The sequence below is a fragment of the Pseudomonas sp. DR 5-09 genome (genome assembly GCF_001655595.1).
Taxonomy (GTDB): domain Bacteria; phylum Pseudomonadota; class Gammaproteobacteria; order Pseudomonadales; family Pseudomonadaceae; genus Aquipseudomonas; species Aquipseudomonas pharyngis.
Window position 1 is genome coordinate 5,247,100 of sequence record NZ_CP011566.1, and the last position, 16,113, is coordinate 5,263,212.

Annotated in this window: 19 protein-coding genes and 1 tRNA gene; 12 read left to right on the forward strand and 8 right to left on the reverse strand. The window is 58.5% G+C overall.

Features of this window, described 5'->3' with window-relative positions; all coding sequences use genetic code 11:
* Positions 1 to 74 precede the first annotated feature (74 nt).
* The 3 genes from PDR5_RS23520 to PDR5_RS23530 all read left to right on the forward strand — a co-directional run bounded on the left by PDR5_RS23520 (position 75) and on the right by PDR5_RS23530 (position 1,058).
* Positions 75 to 159: transfer RNA gene (locus tag PDR5_RS23520), tRNA-Leu, on the forward strand.
* Between the two features lie 93 nt (positions 160 to 252).
* Complete coding sequence (locus PDR5_RS23525) at positions 253 to 582, forward strand: hypothetical protein (protein WP_064599251.1); 330 nt, start codon at positions 253 to 255, stop codon at positions 580 to 582.
* 110 nt (positions 583 to 692) lie between these two features.
* Positions 693 to 1,058, forward strand: coding sequence for a hypothetical protein (locus PDR5_RS23530; RefSeq protein ID WP_064599253.1), 366 nt, complete (start codon positions 693 to 695; stop codon positions 1,056 to 1,058).
* A 24-nt stretch (positions 1,059 to 1,082) separates the two neighbouring features.
* On the opposite strand, the gene PDR5_RS23535 is transcribed toward PDR5_RS23530, so the two are convergent.
* Positions 1,083 to 1,829 (reverse strand): hypothetical protein, encoded by a 747-nt coding sequence (locus PDR5_RS23535; RefSeq protein WP_064599255.1) that lies wholly within the window; start codon positions 1,827 to 1,829, stop codon positions 1,083 to 1,085.
* Between the two features lie 119 nt (positions 1,830 to 1,948).
* Between PDR5_RS23535 and PDR5_RS23540 the strand changes: the two genes are divergently transcribed.
* The 5 genes from PDR5_RS23540 (at position 1,949) to PDR5_RS23560 (ending at position 5,865) form a co-directional block, all read left to right on the forward strand.
* On the forward strand, positions 1,949 to 2,302 hold the full coding sequence (locus PDR5_RS23540; RefSeq protein WP_082934444.1) for a hypothetical protein: 354 nt from the start codon (positions 1,949 to 1,951) through the stop codon (positions 2,300 to 2,302).
* A gap of 120 nt (positions 2,303 to 2,422) precedes the next feature.
* A complete protein-coding gene (locus PDR5_RS23545) occupies positions 2,423 to 3,169 on the forward strand; it encodes a hypothetical protein (protein WP_064599258.1) in 747 nt (248 codons plus the stop codon).
* A gap of 71 nt (positions 3,170 to 3,240) precedes the next feature.
* Positions 3,241 to 5,160 carry an alkaline phosphatase D family protein gene (locus PDR5_RS23550; RefSeq protein ID WP_064599260.1) on the forward strand — a complete coding sequence of 640 codons (1,920 nt, stop codon included), beginning with the start codon at positions 3,241 to 3,243 and terminating at the stop codon, positions 5,158 to 5,160.
* Between the two features lie 199 nt (positions 5,161 to 5,359).
* On the forward strand, positions 5,360 to 5,614 hold the full coding sequence (locus PDR5_RS23555; RefSeq protein WP_039765667.1) for a type II toxin-antitoxin system Phd/YefM family antitoxin: 255 nt from the start codon (positions 5,360 to 5,362) through the stop codon (positions 5,612 to 5,614).
* Entirely contained in the window at positions 5,611 to 5,865 is a 255-nt protein-coding gene (locus PDR5_RS23560) for a Txe/YoeB family addiction module toxin (protein ID WP_011335833.1), read from the forward strand. The genes PDR5_RS23555 and PDR5_RS23560 overlap by 4 nt, the downstream gene beginning before the upstream one ends.
* A gap of 8 nt (positions 5,866 to 5,873) precedes the next feature.
* On the opposite strand, the gene PDR5_RS23565 is transcribed toward PDR5_RS23560, so the two are convergent.
* Positions 5,874 to 7,046 carry an aspartate aminotransferase family protein gene (locus tag PDR5_RS23565; RefSeq protein WP_064599262.1) on the reverse strand — a complete coding sequence of 391 codons (1,173 nt, stop codon included), beginning with the start codon at positions 7,044 to 7,046 and terminating at the stop codon, positions 5,874 to 5,876.
* Between the two features lie 102 nt (positions 7,047 to 7,148).
* On the opposite strand from PDR5_RS23565, the gene PDR5_RS23570 reads away from it, so the two are divergent.
* The 4 genes from PDR5_RS23570 (at position 7,149) to PDR5_RS23585 (ending at position 9,979) form a co-directional block, all read left to right on the forward strand.
* Positions 7,149 to 8,054, forward strand: a complete 906-nt coding sequence (locus tag PDR5_RS23570; RefSeq protein WP_064599264.1) for a LysR family transcriptional regulator — start codon at positions 7,149 to 7,151, stop codon at positions 8,052 to 8,054.
* A gap of 53 nt (positions 8,055 to 8,107) precedes the next feature.
* Positions 8,108 to 8,512 (forward strand): GNAT family N-acetyltransferase, encoded by a 405-nt coding sequence (locus tag PDR5_RS23575; protein WP_064599267.1) that lies wholly within the window; start codon positions 8,108 to 8,110, stop codon positions 8,510 to 8,512.
* A 64-nt stretch (positions 8,513 to 8,576) separates the two neighbouring features.
* Complete coding sequence (locus PDR5_RS23580) at positions 8,577 to 9,101, forward strand: hypothetical protein (protein ID WP_064599269.1); 525 nt, start codon at positions 8,577 to 8,579, stop codon at positions 9,099 to 9,101.
* Between the two features lie 173 nt (positions 9,102 to 9,274).
* Positions 9,275 to 9,979 carry a hypothetical protein gene (locus tag PDR5_RS23585; RefSeq protein ID WP_039765656.1) on the forward strand — a complete coding sequence of 235 codons (705 nt, stop codon included), beginning with the start codon at positions 9,275 to 9,277 and terminating at the stop codon, positions 9,977 to 9,979.
* A 70-nt stretch (positions 9,980 to 10,049) separates the two neighbouring features.
* Here the strand turns inward: PDR5_RS23585 and PDR5_RS23590 are convergent, their stop codons facing one another.
* The 6 genes from PDR5_RS23590 to cyoA all read right to left on the reverse strand — a co-directional run bounded on the left by PDR5_RS23590 (position 10,050) and on the right by cyoA (position 15,610).
* Positions 10,050 to 10,541 (reverse strand): RidA family protein, encoded by a 492-nt coding sequence (locus PDR5_RS23590; RefSeq protein ID WP_064599271.1) that lies wholly within the window; start codon positions 10,539 to 10,541, stop codon positions 10,050 to 10,052.
* Positions 10,542 to 10,771: 230 nt separating this feature from the next.
* Positions 10,772 to 11,659, reverse strand: a complete 888-nt coding sequence (cyoE, locus tag PDR5_RS23595; RefSeq protein ID WP_039765651.1) for a heme o synthase — start codon at positions 11,657 to 11,659, stop codon at positions 10,772 to 10,774.
* Positions 11,660 to 11,669: 10 nt separating this feature from the next.
* A complete protein-coding gene (gene cyoD, locus PDR5_RS23600) occupies positions 11,670 to 12,005 on the reverse strand; it encodes a cytochrome o ubiquinol oxidase subunit IV (RefSeq protein WP_007956718.1) in 336 nt (111 codons plus the stop codon).
* Entirely contained in the window at positions 12,005 to 12,631 is a 627-nt protein-coding gene (locus PDR5_RS23605) for a cytochrome o ubiquinol oxidase subunit III (protein WP_007956720.1), read from the reverse strand. The genes cyoD and PDR5_RS23605 overlap by 1 nt, the downstream gene beginning before the upstream one ends.
* Before the next feature lie 3 nt (positions 12,632 to 12,634).
* Entirely contained in the window at positions 12,635 to 14,665 is a 2,031-nt protein-coding gene (gene cyoB, locus PDR5_RS23610) for a cytochrome o ubiquinol oxidase subunit I (protein ID WP_064383941.1), read from the reverse strand.
* Positions 14,666 to 14,668: 3 nt separating this feature from the next.
* Entirely contained in the window at positions 14,669 to 15,610 is a 942-nt protein-coding gene (cyoA, locus tag PDR5_RS23615; protein WP_011335843.1) for a ubiquinol oxidase subunit II, read from the reverse strand.
* Positions 15,611 to 16,113: the final 503 nt, after the last annotated feature.

The window sequence follows — 16,113 nt, forward strand, 5'->3', positions numbered from 1 at the left end:
CGGAAATATCGAAAATTGACCATGAAACGTGATTGACCAACGGTAGGCACCTCTCTATACTTCGCCGCCATTGAGCCCTGATGGCGGAATTGGTAGACGCGGCGGATTCAAAATCCGTTTTCGAAAGGAGTGGGAGTTCGAGTCTCCCTCGGGGCACCAAAATTAGAAAAGGTCTTGCTTAGCAAGGCCTTTTTTTTCGTCTGCCGGAAAGTGCCGCTGACTCTCCGACGAGATCTGACACAGGTTCACCCCATGGAAACGTCACTGGAAACCGTCGCCCTGTTCTCCCTCAAACTCGCGTACGAGGAAGAAGGCCTGAGCCCGATTCTGCGGGATGACATGGTCATGGGCGACTATCAGAAAGACGTGTTCGAACTGCTGGTGCGCCGGGGTGATGTCGAGACGATCCAGCTCAAGATGAACGAGTGTCTGGCGCTGGCAATGGATGCGTTGGGTGGCGTCGAGAAACCGTTGGGGCGGGAACTGCACAAGTTGTCGACCGACTTCAGTCAGGCGCAGTCGCTGGAGCAGCTGGATCAGCCGCTCCTCGCGCTCAAGGGTTATTTGAAGGACATTCTTTAAGCTACGCAGATGAAGCAAGTGGCGCGAAGCTTCTATTTTGATATCTTGCCGTCCACTCGCTAGAGGCCTGTCAACCGCCTCTGTTATCGCGCACTCGGGAATAGACCAAAATGGATGCTGTGTTGTGCTTGCTGGTGATGGCTGGAACCTGGCTATGGGTGGTGAAGCAACGAGGTGAGTGGAACCTGTTGCTTGCCAACCTTGCCGGCGCCGGAAGTGGCGTGGTTACCGGCATTGTGTTCACGCTGATTTACGACGCAGTCATTGGTACGTCAATGGCGACACCCAATCTGCATCGCAGTCTGGTGGTGTTCATCACCAGCGCGGGCGTTCTGGCGGGGGTATGGCTGTGGATTGCCAATCGCCGTCAACCCGAACACCCGGTCGCACGTCAGTTGCTCGGCGCGGTGTGTGGCCTGGCTGCCGGCATGGCGACCCTGATGTTTCTCGCGGTGAATTATTTCCCCCACACGTGACAGGACGGCGTGACTGTTTTGCAGTCAGCGCCGAGCCTTCAACACACGAATATCCGTCGCAAACCCATCCGCACCGACAATCTTCTTCCAGCCCACATACTGAAACTCGCCCCGCTCATCGATGTAATCGCCCTTCTCCACCGATCTGCCGCCGACGATCGCCACGCGCTTTTCCTCGCCACACCCGCCATCCGACGGCCGCACGGTGTAGATCACATACGGCTTCACATACTGCGTGGCGCGAAAGTATTGGCCGCAGACTTGATCGACGGTAATCAGCATGGTTTTCAGGCGGGCTTCGCCGTCCATGTCTTCGTGAAGTTTGAGGAAGGAGATTTCGCCGACATCGCTGTAGCCGAGTGAACGGGCGCGTTGGTATTCGGGGGAGTTCTGGTGGGCGATGCGGCCTTGCTCGGCGGCCTGGTTCATTCTGTCGGCGAACTCGGCTTTGCCACGGGCAATCATCGCATCGGCCTCGGCCGCCACGTTTTCGCATTGAGCGAATTCCCCGGAGGCGAGGTATTGGGGAGGCAGGTTTGGGCGGTGTTCATTCATGCTCCCCTGACTGTTCTCCAGATCGCCCATCACCTCAAAGGCACCGGGCACGCGACCGCTTTGGACGTCGGCCATTTTTTCCTGCATGCGCTGACAGTTGGCGAGGTAATACTTCCAGCTGTTTTCCGGGTGCTCTTTCCAGGCGGCGAATGCCGGGGTCAGCGTGGTAGCAAAGACGAACACACAAAACAGACGGCAGGTTTTGAGAGCAGGCATGAGTAGTCCATTACGGAGATGAAGTCAGTGGCGCGACGCTACTATTTTGCTATCTTGCCGTCCACTGTCGACCAAGGTGCCAAGGGCCTGATCAACACCGATTCCGAAGGAAGAATGCGATGGAAATAGCCGTTATGTTTTTTGCCTGGGCGGCCATGTGGGTATGGGTTGTCAGGCAGCGTGGTGCCTGGAATCTGATCCTCGCCAATATGCTCGGTGCCGCCAGCGGCATGATGGTAGGCGTGGTGGTCTCGGAGTTTTACATTCGCTTGTTCGGGGCGGACCGGCCGCCCATACCCGGGCTCATGGGCACAGTGCTGCAGATGCTGACAACCGCTGCGGCGCTGGTGGGTGTATGGATGCTGGTATCCCATCGATCGCAGGTCGAACATCCTGTTGCGCGTCAGCTACTGGCAGGCCTTTGCGGCACCGTGGCCGGCCTGACAACATTCATGTTTTTTGCACTCAAATAATTTTACCGGCGTTGAATGCGATGGTTGCTGTAGCAGCGGATGTCTATTTTGCTATCTTGCCGCCCATCTCAGCACTGCGAGCGCTGAATTCAGGTTTTGCAGGTTTAAGGAAAGGATCGAATGGAGTTTCTGCGTTTTCTGGCATTTGTCGCGGCCTGGGGTTTCATGTGGCGCTGGGTGGTGAAAAACCGCGGCAGCTGGAATCTGTTTTACGCCAACCTGGTCGGTGTCGCGGGCGGTTTCATTGTTTCGATGGTGGTGCTGGCGATCACTTTTTCACTGTTCCCGTCGGCGCATCGCTACGAAGCCGCGCAGACTGCAAACGTCGTGGCACAGCAGCAAGCCGAGCCGACCTCGTTGCTGCCGGAAGCCGAGGCGGTTGCAAGCCCTGCTGCGCTGAAAGATGCGCCGGTGTTTGCCGCTATCGAGCCGGACAACAAGCCCTCTCCAGCGGATTCCGCGTTGTTGCCGAACTATGCCAGTCGCGCGCCGAAGTCGATGTCGGTGCAATCCGTGATCGACCAGAGTGATGATGAGGGGCGCAAGGCCCTGACGGCGCTGAGCAAAAAACTGCGCGCCGACGCCCAGGGCGACAAATCGATGCTCGCGTATGTGATGTGCAGCCCGTTCGTGACCGGCACCTTGCGCTTCCCCGCCTCTGCCCGGTTTGCTGACAGCAAAAGCCTCACGCCGCAGCGCTTCAAGGATCAGGTTTACTCCTTCAGCAACACCGTCACCGCGCGGAACATGAATGGCGACGACGTGACGTACCGCTTCGACTGTTCCGTACAGGAACAGCCAAGCGTCGACGCGACACCTGCCGAATGGCGCCTGTTGGCGCTGAAGCTGGAAAAAACAGGCTCTTAAGTCTGGTTTAAGGGTTCGAGGCGCCGGCTGCGCTATCATCGCCGGCCTGTGCGCCTTGAGCTTGTCCCCCGATGCCTCCGACACCTGATGACCTGAACCTGTTGCCTGCTGTTCTGGCCGGGCCACTGCTGCGCCGACTGGAACCGACGCGCTTAGTGTTTTGGCTGGTGGGCAGCCGCGAGCTGTCGTTGACCTTGCGCCTGCAAGGCGTAGGAGACATTCCACTGGATGCCGGGAAATGCACGGTCATTCCGGTAGGCACCCGGGCGTTTGTTCACCTGATCGACGTTCCGCTGGAAACCGCCCTGCCCTGCGACACCCGCATCGACTACGACCTGTTGATCGATGGCTTGCAGCCCATCGCCGAATGGGCGCCACACCTGCTCTACGACGACGCCACCTGCCCGAACTTCGTCCTGCGCTCGCGCATCGACCAGTTGCTCCACGGTTCCTGCCGCAAGCCCCATCACCCGGCCGCCGACGGCCTGCTCTGCGTTGACCGGTTGCTGGCCGCCGAAACCGATCCGCAACAACGTCCCGCCCTGTTGATGATGAGCGGTGATCAGGTTTACGCCGACGACGTGGCCGGTCCGATGTTGCGGGCGATTCATGCCTTGATCGATCGCCTCGGTCTGTTCGGTGAACACCTCGAAGGCGCGGTCGTCAGCGACAGCGCGAAACTCTACGAACACCCGGCCAGCTACTACCACCGCGCGGATTTGCTGCCGGCACTGGAAAGTAACGAGACATTGCGCGAGCGTTTTTTTGGTGGTGCGCGCAAGCCGATTTTCACCAGCAGCAGCGCTGACAATCACCTCGTGACGTTCGCCGAAGTCATGGCCATGTATTTGCTGGTGTGGTCGCCAACGCCCTGGACGCTGGTCAATCCGCAGCCGCCAGCGCTGACGCCGGAACGCCTCAAGCGCTACGCCATCGAACAGACCCGCATCGACGGTTTCAAGGCCGGTCTCAGCCAGGTGGCCCGGGCATTGGCGCACTTGCCGAGCCTGATGATCTTCGATGACCACGACATCACCGACGACTGGAACCTGTCCGCGCAATGGGAGGAAACGGCCTACGGCCACCCGTTCTCCAAACGCATCATCGGCAACGCGCTGATCGCCTACATGTTGTGTCAGGGCTGGGGCAACAATCCGGATGCATTCAGCGCAGTGCTGGAGAAAACCCGCGGCCTGAGCGCCAGCGGTGACGACCGCTATCTCGACGCTCCCGTGCAGGACGAATTGATTGAGGAATTGCTGCGTTTTCAGCAGTGGCATTTCGTATTACCGACCAGCCCGGCGCTGGTGGTGCTCGATACCCGCACCCGACGCTGGCGCAGCGAAATGGCGCTCAAGCAACCGTCGGGTTTGCTGGACTGGGAAGCCTTGAGCGAACTGCAGCAGGAACTGCTCGACCACCCTTCGGCGATCATCGTTTCGCCAGCACCGATCTTCGGCGTGAAGCTGATCGAAACCGTGCAGCGAGTATTCAGCTGGTGCGGTTATCCACTGCTGGTGGACGCAGAAAACTGGATGGCCCATCGCGGCGCAGCCCAAGTGATCCTGAACATTTTCCGACACTCGCGTACACCGGGCAGCTACGTGGTGCTGTCAGGCGACGTGCATTATTCCTTCGTCTACGAAGTCCTGATCCGACACCGCAAGGCCGGGCCGCGCATCTGGCAGATCACCAGCAGCGGCATCAAGAACGAATTTCCCCCGACCCTGCTGGAATGGTTCGACCGTCTCAACCGCTGGCTCTACTCACCGCGCTCGCCACTCAACTGGTTGACCAAACGCCGCCGCATGCGCATCGTCCCGTACGTGCCCGAGCACGCCGAAGCGGGCGAACGACTGTGGAATTCGGCGGGGATCGGCCAAGTGTTTTTCAATCAACAGGGGCAGCCGAGCGACATCATCCAGCACAACGCGAACGGCGCACCGAAGACCCGGATGCTGGCGCCGGATTTGTCGGACTACCCTGATTAGAAAAATCTCACGTAGACAGTGAGAGGGATGGCAGGCTCGTCGGAATCAGCTTACAGAAGACCCAGAAACGTCTTGATGGGACTTCGGTGATACTCAGCACACCGCAGGCAGCCCGTCTGTGGCGCAACCACTGATAGGTATCGCCTTGTCATCCTGTACTCATTTCTGTACGTTCTTTGCATCAAGCGAGGACTACAACATGGACACTATCAACTACACCACAGCTCGTGCGCACTTGGCCGAAACCATGGATCGCGTGAATGAAGACTGCGCCCCGCTTCTGGTAACCCGCCAAAAAGGCGAGCCTGTAGTGATGATGTCTCTGGCCGAATACAACGCGCTGGAAGAAACGGCTTATCTGCTGCGTTCTCCGGCCAATGCCGAGCGCTTGATCAAATCGATTGGCGAAATGCGCGCTGGAAAAGCCAAAGTCAGGCAACTGATTGAAGAATGAAAATCCAGTTCACGCCAACGGGCTGGGAAGACTACTTATGGTTTCAACAAAACGATAAGGCCGGTCTCAAACGAATCAATCTTTTGATCAAAGCGATCCAGCGCCAACCCTTTGAAGGCTTGGGTAAACCGGAGCCGCTCAAGCACAACATGAGCGGCTTCTGGTCACGGCGGATAACTGCCGAGCATCGCTTGGTCTATGCGATCGTAGACGGCGAAATCTGCGTCATAACTTGCAGATTTCACTACTGACCAAGTGATCAGACATGGCTCAGGGAACGGCCCACCCCTCTGACAATCATCCCCACCTCCCGCTCATCAATCGTCAGCGGCGGCAGCAACCGAATCGTCTTGCCGCGAGTGACATTGATCAGTAGTCCATGATCCCGCGCGGCAATCAATGTCAGGTCGCGGATCGGCTGTTTGAGTTCGATGCCGATCATCAGCCCTTGTCCACGAATCGCCAGCACATTCGGATTGTCTGCCAGCTCTGCACGCAAGCGGGTCAGCAGGCGCTCACCCTGGACCCTGGCATTTTCCAGCAGGCCTTGTTCCTCGATGATCTCGAGCACGGTGCAGCCCACCCGACACGCCAATGGATTGCCGCCGAAGGTGCTGCCGTGGCTGCCGGGGGTGAACAGATCCGCCGCTCGGCCCCGCGCCAGGCAGGCGCCGATCGGCACGCCGTTGCCCAGGCCCTTGGCGAGGGTCATGACGTCGGGAACGATACCTTCGTGCTGGAACGCGAACCAGCGGCCGGTGCGGCCGATGCCGGTCTGGATTTCGTCGAGCATCAGCAGCCAGGCGTGACGGTTGCACAGCTCGCGCAGGGCCTTGAGGTAGCCGGGCGGCGCCAGTTGCACGCCGCTTTCACCCTGAATCGGCTCGACCAGAATCGCCACGATCCGCTGGCCATGCTTGCGCTGTACCTGCTCCAGCGCCTCAAGATCGCCGAACGGAACCTTGACGAAATCCCCGGGCAACTCATTGAAGCCCAGGCGCACCGCCGGGCCATCGCTGGCGGACAAGGTGCCGAGGGTACGGCCATGAAACGCGTTGGCCATCACCACCACCAGCGGCTGCTCGATGCCTTTGCGCCAGCCGTAAAGGCGCGCCAGTTTCAGCGCGGTTTCATTGGCCTCGGCACCGGAATTGTTGAAGAACGCCCGCTCCATCCCCGCCAGCCGCGTCAGCTTCTTCGCCAGCGACTGTTGCCAGTCGATGCTGTAGAGATTGGAGGTGTGCAGCAGCAATCCCGCCTGCTCGCTGATCGCCGACACGATGCGCGGGTGCGAGTGACCGACATTGGTCACCGCCACGCCCGCCACCGCGTCCAGATACTCGCGGCCCGCCTGATCCCAGAGTCGGGTGCCCAGGCCCTTGATGAAGCTCAGGTCCAGCGGTTGATAGGTGTTCATCAGGGCGGCGGTCATGTCGGCAAACTCCAGCGAGGTGAGAGGTGCTGGCAGTATGGTTATCCACCTGAACTGGATAAACTCGGCAAAACTTCAATCATTTAAAAGCCGGACTTGATAATGGATCTGTTCCAGTCGATGAGCGTGTACGTCAAGGTTGTGGAGTCCGGCAGCATGACGGCGGCCGCGCTGCAGTGCGAAATGTCCACGACCATGGTGGGCAATCACCTGCGGGCACTGGAGCAACGGCTCGGTGTGCAATTGCTGCAACGCACCACCCGCCGCCAGCGACTGACTGAATTCGGCAGCGTTTACTACCAGCGCTGCCTGGAAGTGTTAGGCCTTGTTGCCGACTCCGAACGCCTCGCCGAACAGACGCTGGATGAACCGCGCGGCATCCTGCGGGTGACCGCGCCGCTGACCTTTGGCGTCGAACGCCTGGCCCCGGCGCTCAGCGAGTTTTCCCTGCAATGTCCGCAGGTCAAACTCGACGTGATCCTGACCAACCGTCGCCCGGATCTGTTGGAAAGCGGTCTCGACGTGGCCTTCCGACTGGGCCACTTCGACCAGTCCAACCTGATCGCCCGCCCGCTGATCGACTACACCCTGACCGTCTGCGCCTCCCCGGAATACGTTGCCCGACGCGGCATGCCGCTCACGCCTGAAGAACTGCGTCAGCACGACTGTCTGTCCTTCGCCTACCCCGCCGGCGATGACTGGCAATCGGTGGAAAAGCAGTGGCGCCTCAGCGGCCCGGACGGGGACATCATGGTCGACGTAAAAGGCCCGATGCTGATCAACAGCTCCGCCGGCCTGCATCAGGCCGCGCGCACCGGCATGGGCATCGTGATGCTGCCGGATGCACTGGTGGAACAGGATCTGCGCGACGGCCGACTGGTCGTCGTGATGCCGGACTACCAGCCGCCGAACCGCCCGATGCATCTGCTTTACGCGCCGGATCGCTATCGGCTGCCGAAACTGCGTCGCTTCGTCGAGTTCGCCATGCAGATGTGGGGCAGACCGTAAGCAACGCGACTACTGTTGGAAATACACCAGGGACGGGATGAACAAATGAACAAATGAACAAAGACATTGCAATACGCGACCTCCTGCCGACGGAAGTCGAGGCCGCAAGGCAGTTTCTGGGGCGGCACGGCTGGGGTCATCGCACCGGCACCGCCGAACATTTCGCACAACTCATCCAGAACTCCCAACGCACTGCCGTTGCATTGAGCGGCCAGCAGGTTGTCGGTTTCGCCCGTGGCATCACCGATGGTTTGTCCAACGGTTACCTGTCGATGGTCGTGGTCGACGGGCAACACCGGCGCGCGGGAATCGGGCGGGCGCTGGTCGAACATGTGATGGGCGACAACACCGACATTACCTGGGTTCTGCGTGCCGGCCGCGAAGGTGCGGAAGCGTTTTTTGCCAGCCTGGGGTTTGAAACCTCGGTGATCGCGATGGAGCGTTTGCGACTGAAATAGCCGACGGTTACTGTGACCCCGACTATGCTCCACCCTCCTCCTTTTCCAGCATGGATGCTGCGCAATGCTCACGATTCTGCAAAACACTCCGCTACGGGTTTACCTGATTTTTCTGCTGGTGGTTTATTTCGGCATCAAGTCGTTTTCTCCCCGACGCGAGAGCCGTGCCTCGATGCTGATTACGCCCCCGGCGTTTTTGGCATGGTCGCTGTACTCACTGAACCTGACGATCAACCCGGGCCTGTTTTTCAGCACCTGGTTCGCGGCGCTGTTGCTGGGCAGCCTGTCGGCCTGGCTGGTGTTCTCCCGCCGGGGCGTGGTGCTCGACGACTCCGCAACAGGGCTGATCATGCCGGGCACAGTAAAAATCCTGATCATGTACCTGATGTTCTTTTCTGCGAACTACTACTTCAATTACCAGCATGACGTGCATCCGGAGCGTTCCGCGTCCCCGGACCTGCTGTTGATCAAGTCGATTATTTCGGGGTTTCTGGGCGGCCTGATCGGCACCCGCTCGTTGAAGCTCTACTGGACACTGCGTGCTCTGGCGTCCCGGCGGTTGCCGAGGAATGCCGTCGCCAATGAATAAGGCACAGCGCTCGCGGTGCCAGGTCGCTCAACACAAATCATCCGGATAAATAATCGGCACCGCCGGCCCCTTGCTCCGTGACAACGCTGCCGCGCTCCCCTAAATTAGTCGGCCTGAAAAAGCCCCCAGCGCTTTCTCGTCTCATCTCAAGTTAAAAAAGTAGTGAAATTTCAATGTCCGATTTCAACACCGCTGAATCCGTAGTCACTCTGTCGTCCAAAGCGGAATACGAAAACTCCATCAATCTTTCACAACACATCCCACAGGCGAAGATCATCAGCGAGATGGTGCTGGACGCGTTCCAGTCGAGCCGCGAAAGCGATCAGATCCGCGAACTGCGCGCCGCGATCCGTCAGGCCCACGACCGCTTCGATGACGACCAGGCCTATGAGCTGATGGGCGAACTCAAGCGCCTGAAGGACGCCGAAGCCGCCGACATCGCCGCCCTCGAAGATCTGAGCAGCAAATTCCCGATCAGCCGCATCCTGTCCAGCTTCAAGGACGATCCGGCGTTCCAGGAAATCGTCTATGGCCTGGCCCTCAAGGTTCTGAACCAGACCCATCAGGCGATCAGCAACCCGAGCGGCGGTAAGAGCAAGGCTGCACGCGCCAAGAAAGACGTCGAAGTGTTCAGCATCAGCAAGGACGGCATCAGCGTGACCCTGCCAATGCGCACACCGCGTTCGCGCCTGAGCGTGGATCGCGAGGCGCTGGAATTCCTCGGCTTCACCTTCGTCGGCGAAGGCGATGAGGCGGAAATCGAAGGCGAAACCTTCGTCGACAACGCCGGCACCGAACACGCGATCAACCGCAAGAACATCATCACCGCTCTGCAGCAGCAGACCGCGTTTGATGGCTACAGCATCGCCGCCCAGTAATACCGGGCGCTGACAAAAAAGCTCCGCACTGAAATTCAGGCGGGGCTTTTTGTTATGCGGCTTTCAGCGATTACGCCGAAGGATGCACTGCGGCGATCATATCGACTTCGATGGCTGCGTTTTTCGGCAACTGATAGACGCCGACGGTGGTGCGGGTGTGTCGCCCGACATCGCCCAACACATAACTGAACACATCCGACGCGCCATTGGCGACTTCGCTGAGGTCAACGAAATCCGGCGTGGACTTCACGTACACCGTGACCCGCAACAACGACCTGACCTTGTCCAGCGAACCGACTGCATCGACGATAAAGGCCAGACAGCGCATCGCACTGATGCTCGCCGCGGCCTGCGCATCCTTGAGCGTCAACTCCTGCCCCACTCGCCCTGGATACTGAATCCTGCCCTCGGTGCGCGGCACCATGCCGCTGATGTAGATCTCATCGCGATGACGGATCAACGGCGCGTAATTGCCACCCACCGTGTTCTCGCCATTGATGTCGTAGTTCAGCTCTTTTGCCAGGGCAATGAATCGCTCGTCGCAGGTCATCCTCTCAGTCATTTCGCCCAGCCTCTTGATCGATGCATGAAGTTGGATCCGAATCTAGGGCTTTTGCCTGTTGATCGCAACCTGTCGATTTCTAGCTAGTCGTTTCGAGGGAATGGCTGATTACCGCACCCCTTTGGTAGCGAGGCTGTTCACGACAAAGGACGTCGTTTCTCGATCATCCGAGCAACAAAAAACCCCGCTCATCTCTCGATGAACGGGGTTTCTCGTACAACGTTCGAACCTTACGGCGCGTACGTCAGCAGCAGCTCGGTCGGCACCTTGAAGTCCAGGGACATCATGACGCTCAACGCGGTGATGGTGAAGATCGAGAACACGAACAGCTTGCGTGCCCAGACCGTGTCATCCACCGCCTTGTAGCCGGTCCAGGCCATGTACAGCCAGTACATGCCCATGGCCGCGGCGACGGCGAGGTAGCTCATGCCGGCGTAACCGCTGAAGGTCAGCATCAAGGTCGCCACGAGGAAGGCCAGGATGTAGAACAGGATGTGCTTCTTGGCCACCTGGATCCCGCGCTTCACTGGCAGCACCGGAATCGATGCGGCCAGGTAATCGTTGAAGCGGAAGATCGCGATGGCGTAGGAATGCGGCATCTGCCACAGGCTGAACATCACCAGCAGGGTCAGCGCGGCCATGTCGAAGCTGTTGGTCACGGCCACATAACCGATCACCGGCGGCATCGCACCCGACAGACTGCCCACCAGCGTGCCGTGAACTGACTTGCGCTTGAGGTACAGGCTGTAGAAGCCGACGTAGATGATGAAGCCGATCACGGCGAACAGGGCAGCCAACGGGTTGGCCACCTTGTACAGCAACGCAACGCCGGCGACACCCAGGACGGTCGCATAGACCAGGGCCAGTTTCAGGGAGATCAAGCCCTGGACCAGCACCCGGTTCTTGGTGCGCTCCATCTTCAGGTCGATGTCGCGGTCGATGCAGTTGTTGAACACGCAACCGGAGGCCACGACCAGGGAAGTGCCGATCATGGCTGCCAGAAACACGGCCAGATCGACATGCCCTTTCGAGGCCAGGAAGAACCCGCCTGCCACAGAAAGCACGTTACCGAAAATGATCCCCGGTTTGGTGATTTGGATAAAGTGCTTGAGCGACATCGGGTTTACCTCACTTCGCCATCATGTAGGTGTGGATGCTGAACATGATCCACAGCGACAGACCGACCAGCAGCACGATCACGATGGCCGTAAAGACGAACGCAATCACGTTGTTACGTTGAGCGATGGAACGGTCCAGGTGCAGGAAGTAATACAGGTGAACGATCACCTGGATCACGGCGAACAGCAGGACGATTGCCAGCGTCGTCGACTTCGGCAGGGTCGGGAACATCACCAGGCCGAACGGGATGACGGTCAGGATTACCGACAGGATGAAGCCGATGGCGTACGACTTTACGCTGCCGTGGCCAGCATCATGGCTGTCATGGGAGTGTGCATTAGCCATTACAGGGTCCCCATCAGGTAAACAACGGTGAATACGCAGATCCACACCACGTCCAGGAAGTGCCAGAACAGGCTCAGGCAGCTAAGACGGGTCTTGTTGGTCGCCGTCAGGCCGTGCTTGTTGACCTGGTACATCATGATGCCCATCCAGATCAGACCGGCGGACACGTGCAGACCGTGGGTACCGACCAGCGTGAAGAACGCCGACAGGAAGCCCGAACGGCTAGGACCGAAGCCCTCGGAGATCAGCAGGTGGAACTCGTTGATCTCCATGGCGATGAAGCCTGCGCCGAGCAGGAAGGTCATGAACAACCAGCCCAGAACCTGCTGCTTTTTACCCTTGTACAACGCCAGCATGGCGAAGCCGTAGGTGATCGAACTGAACAACAGCAGAGCGGTTTCGCCCAGCACGTATGGCAGTTCGAAGATGTCGTGGCCCGACGGGCCACCGGCGACGTTGTTTACCAGTACCGCGTACACCGCGAAGATCGACGCAAACAGAATGCAGTCGGTCATCAGGTAGAGCCAGAAACCGTATACGGTCATCTCGCCCGAGTCGTGGTGATGGTCATCGTGCCCATGGTCATGACCATGGGCGTGTCCAGCATTGGTCACTAAGTTCGACATTGTTTAAGCCTGTTCCAACTTGGTTTCAACACGGGTTGCGGAAGCAGGGATCTTCCCGGCCGCTACCAGACGCTTGTGCTGCTCGGCTTCGATGCGCTCGATCACGTCGACCGGCACCATATAGCCCTGATCGTCACGTGCTGCGTGGATCACGAAGTAGATGACAGTGCCGGCCAGGCTGGCGATCGCCAACCACCAGATGTGCCAGATCATCGCGAAACCGAACACGGTCAGCAGTGCGCCCATCACCACGCCAGTGGCGGTGTTGTTCGGCATGTGGATCGGTTCGTACTTGGCCGGAGCCTTGTACGCGGTACCGTTTTCCTTGGCCTCGGTGAACGGATCGATGCAGTCTGCTTTTGGCAGCACAGCGAAGTTGTAGAACGGAGGTGGCGACGAGGTCGACCATTCCAGGGTATGGGCATTCCACGGGTCACCGTGTTCGCACATGTTTTCCGGTTTCTTGCGGTCACGCACCGACACGTACAGCTGGATCAGCTGGCAGGCGATACCCACAGCAATCATCACCGCACCGAACATGGCAACGTACAGGTACGGTACCCACTCAGGGTTGGTGGTGGCGTTCAGACGACGGGTCATGCCCATGAAGCCCAGAGCGTAGAGCGGCATGAACGCGACGAAGAAGCCCGAGATCCAGAACCAGAACGCTGCTTTACCCCAGCCTTCGTGCAGCTTGAAGCCGAACGCTTTCGGGAAGTAGAAGCCGAAACCTGCGATGTAGCCGAATACCGCGCCGCCGATGATCACGTTGTGGAAGTGCGCGATCACGAACAGGCTGTTGTGCAGAACGAAGTCAGCACCCGGGATGGCCAGCAGTACGCCGGTCATGCCGCCGATGGCGAAGGTCACCATGAAGCCCAGGGTCCACAGAACCTGGCTGGTGAAGCGCAGACGGCCCTGGTAGATGGTGAACAGCCAGTTGAACAGCTTCACACCCGTCGGGATGGAAATCAGCATCGTCGCCAGACCGAAGAAGGCGTTGACGCTGGCACCCGAACCCATGGTGAAGAAGTGGTGCAGCCAAACCATGAAGCCCAGTACCGAGATCGCGCCCGAGGCGTAGATCATCGAGTGGTGGCCGAACAGTTTCTTGCCGGTGAAGGCCGAGATGACTTCCGAGAAAATGCCGAACGCCGGCAGGATCAGGATGTAAACCTCAGGGTGGCCCCATGCCCAGAACAGGTTGACGTACATCATTGGATTGCCACCAAGTTCATTGGTGAAAATGTGGAAATCCATGTAACGGTCAAGGGTCAGCAGTGCCAGGGTAGCGGTCAGGATCGGGAACGAAGCCACGATCAGAACGTTTGCCCAGGTGCAGGTCCAGGTGAAGATCGGCATGTCCATCAGCTTCATGCCAGGGGTACGCATTTTCAGCACGGTCGCGAGGAAGTTAACCCCGGTTAACGTTGTACCCAGACCCGATAGCTGTAGCGCCCAGATGTAGTAGTCCATCCCCACGCCAGGGCTGTATTGCAGACCCGACAGCGGTGGATAGGCAACCCAGCCGGTCTTGGCGAATTCGCCGACGCCCAGGGACAGGTTGATCAGCACGACGCCGGACACCAGCAGCCAGAAGCTCAGGGAGTTCAGGAACGGGAACGCAACGTCACGCGCGCCGATCTGCAGCGGCACTGCAAGGTTCATCAGGCCGGTGAAGAATGGCATCGCCATGAAGATGATCATGATCACACCGTGAGCGGTGAAGATCTGGTCATAGTGTTCAGGTGGCAGGTAGCCAGGCGAACCCTCGGTGGCCATGGCCAGCTGGGTCCGCATCATGATGGCGTCGGCAAAACCGCGCAGCAGCATGACCATGGCGACGATGATGTACATCACGCCGATTTTCTTGTGGTCGACCGACGTCAGCCACTCGGTCCACAGGTAAGTCCACTTCTTGAAGTAGGTGATTGCAGCGAACAACGCCAGACCACCGAGCGCGATCATCGAGATGGTGACCATCACGATCGGCTCGTGGAAAGGGATCGCTTCCCAACTTAATTTACCAAACATCGTTTACTCCTCTGCCCCGGCAGCTGAATGCGAATTCGAGTCCATATCCGTTGCCGCCACTTCTTTCTCTTTCTTCTCGTGCTTCAGCGGCTTGCCTGGTTTCATGCCTTCGTACTTGTCGACGATGGTCTGGAACAGGTTCGGCGTGACCGAGGAGTAGAGCTCGACTGGATTGTTCTGGCTTGGCTTGGCAAGGGCTGCGTATTCAGCGGCTTCAAGCTGTTTAGGTGCCTTTTTGACTTCACTTACCCAGGCGTCGAAATCTTCCTGAGAAGTTGCGATCGCTTTGAATTTCATACCGGTGAAACCAGCGCCGCTGTAGTTGGCGGAGATACCGTCCATTTCAGCGTTGCGGTCAGCGATCAGGTGCAGCTTGGTGGTCATGCCCGCCATCGCGTAGATCTGGCCGCCCAGGCCCGGGATGAAGAACGAGTTCATCACCGCGTCCGAAGTGATCCGGAAGTTAACCGGGGTGTGCGCCGGGAACACGATCTTGTTGACCGTGGCGATGCCCTGTTCCGGGTAGATGAACAGCCACTTCCAGTCCAGCGCGACCACTTCGATGGTCACCGGCTTGACGTCGGATTCGATCGGACGATACGGATCCAGCGAGTGGGTCGACTTGTAGGTGATGTAACCCAGGGCAATGATGATCAGGACCGGGATGGTCCAGACTGCCACTTCGATCTTGGTCGAGTGCGACCATTTCGGGGTGTAGACGGCGTTCTTGTTGGAGGCGCGGTACTTCCAGGCGAACAGGAAGGTCATGACGATGACCGGCACAACGACCAACAGCATCAGCAGCGTGGCGGTGATGATCAGGTTGCGCTGTTCCAGGCCGACCTGGCCCGTTGGATTGAGCAAGGTCATGTTGCAGCCTCCCAGCAACAACGTGCCGAGCAGCGGCACTAGGCCTAGTAATCTGGGGTACCTGTTTTTACTCATCTCACGACCTCTAAAGCAGCTTGCGCAATGCAGTTGGGTTTTGATCGCCAACACTTCACCCTGCCAAGGGTTGGCATTTTCTTTGGATTGAATAAGGGCCGCCCGTCGCGCGTCAGACGCTCGACAAAACCTGGGACAGCGGTCAGTTCTTATTCGAATTCGTGGTCAAAGGCCTTGTTACAGACCAATTCCATTTGGTGCGGAAAGTTGGAAAGGCACCGACACCTGGGTGTCTCGCAAGCCTCTCGGCTGCCCGACACCCGACTTCCTGCTCGCCTCCTTAATAAAGGCTGAACAGTGCCGGGAATTCAGTGCGGGCGATTGTAGATAGGTAGCGCCCTATACACCATGTCTTATCCCGAAATAATTTTTATCGCTCAGAGCAACAATCCATCATCGTTTTTGCAAAAGTGCCCCATGTTATCGAAATCGATTCTCAACAAAAACATCAAAAAATGTAGGCCTATCGGCCTCAGTTCAGACAGCTCCGAGAGCTTTTTCCC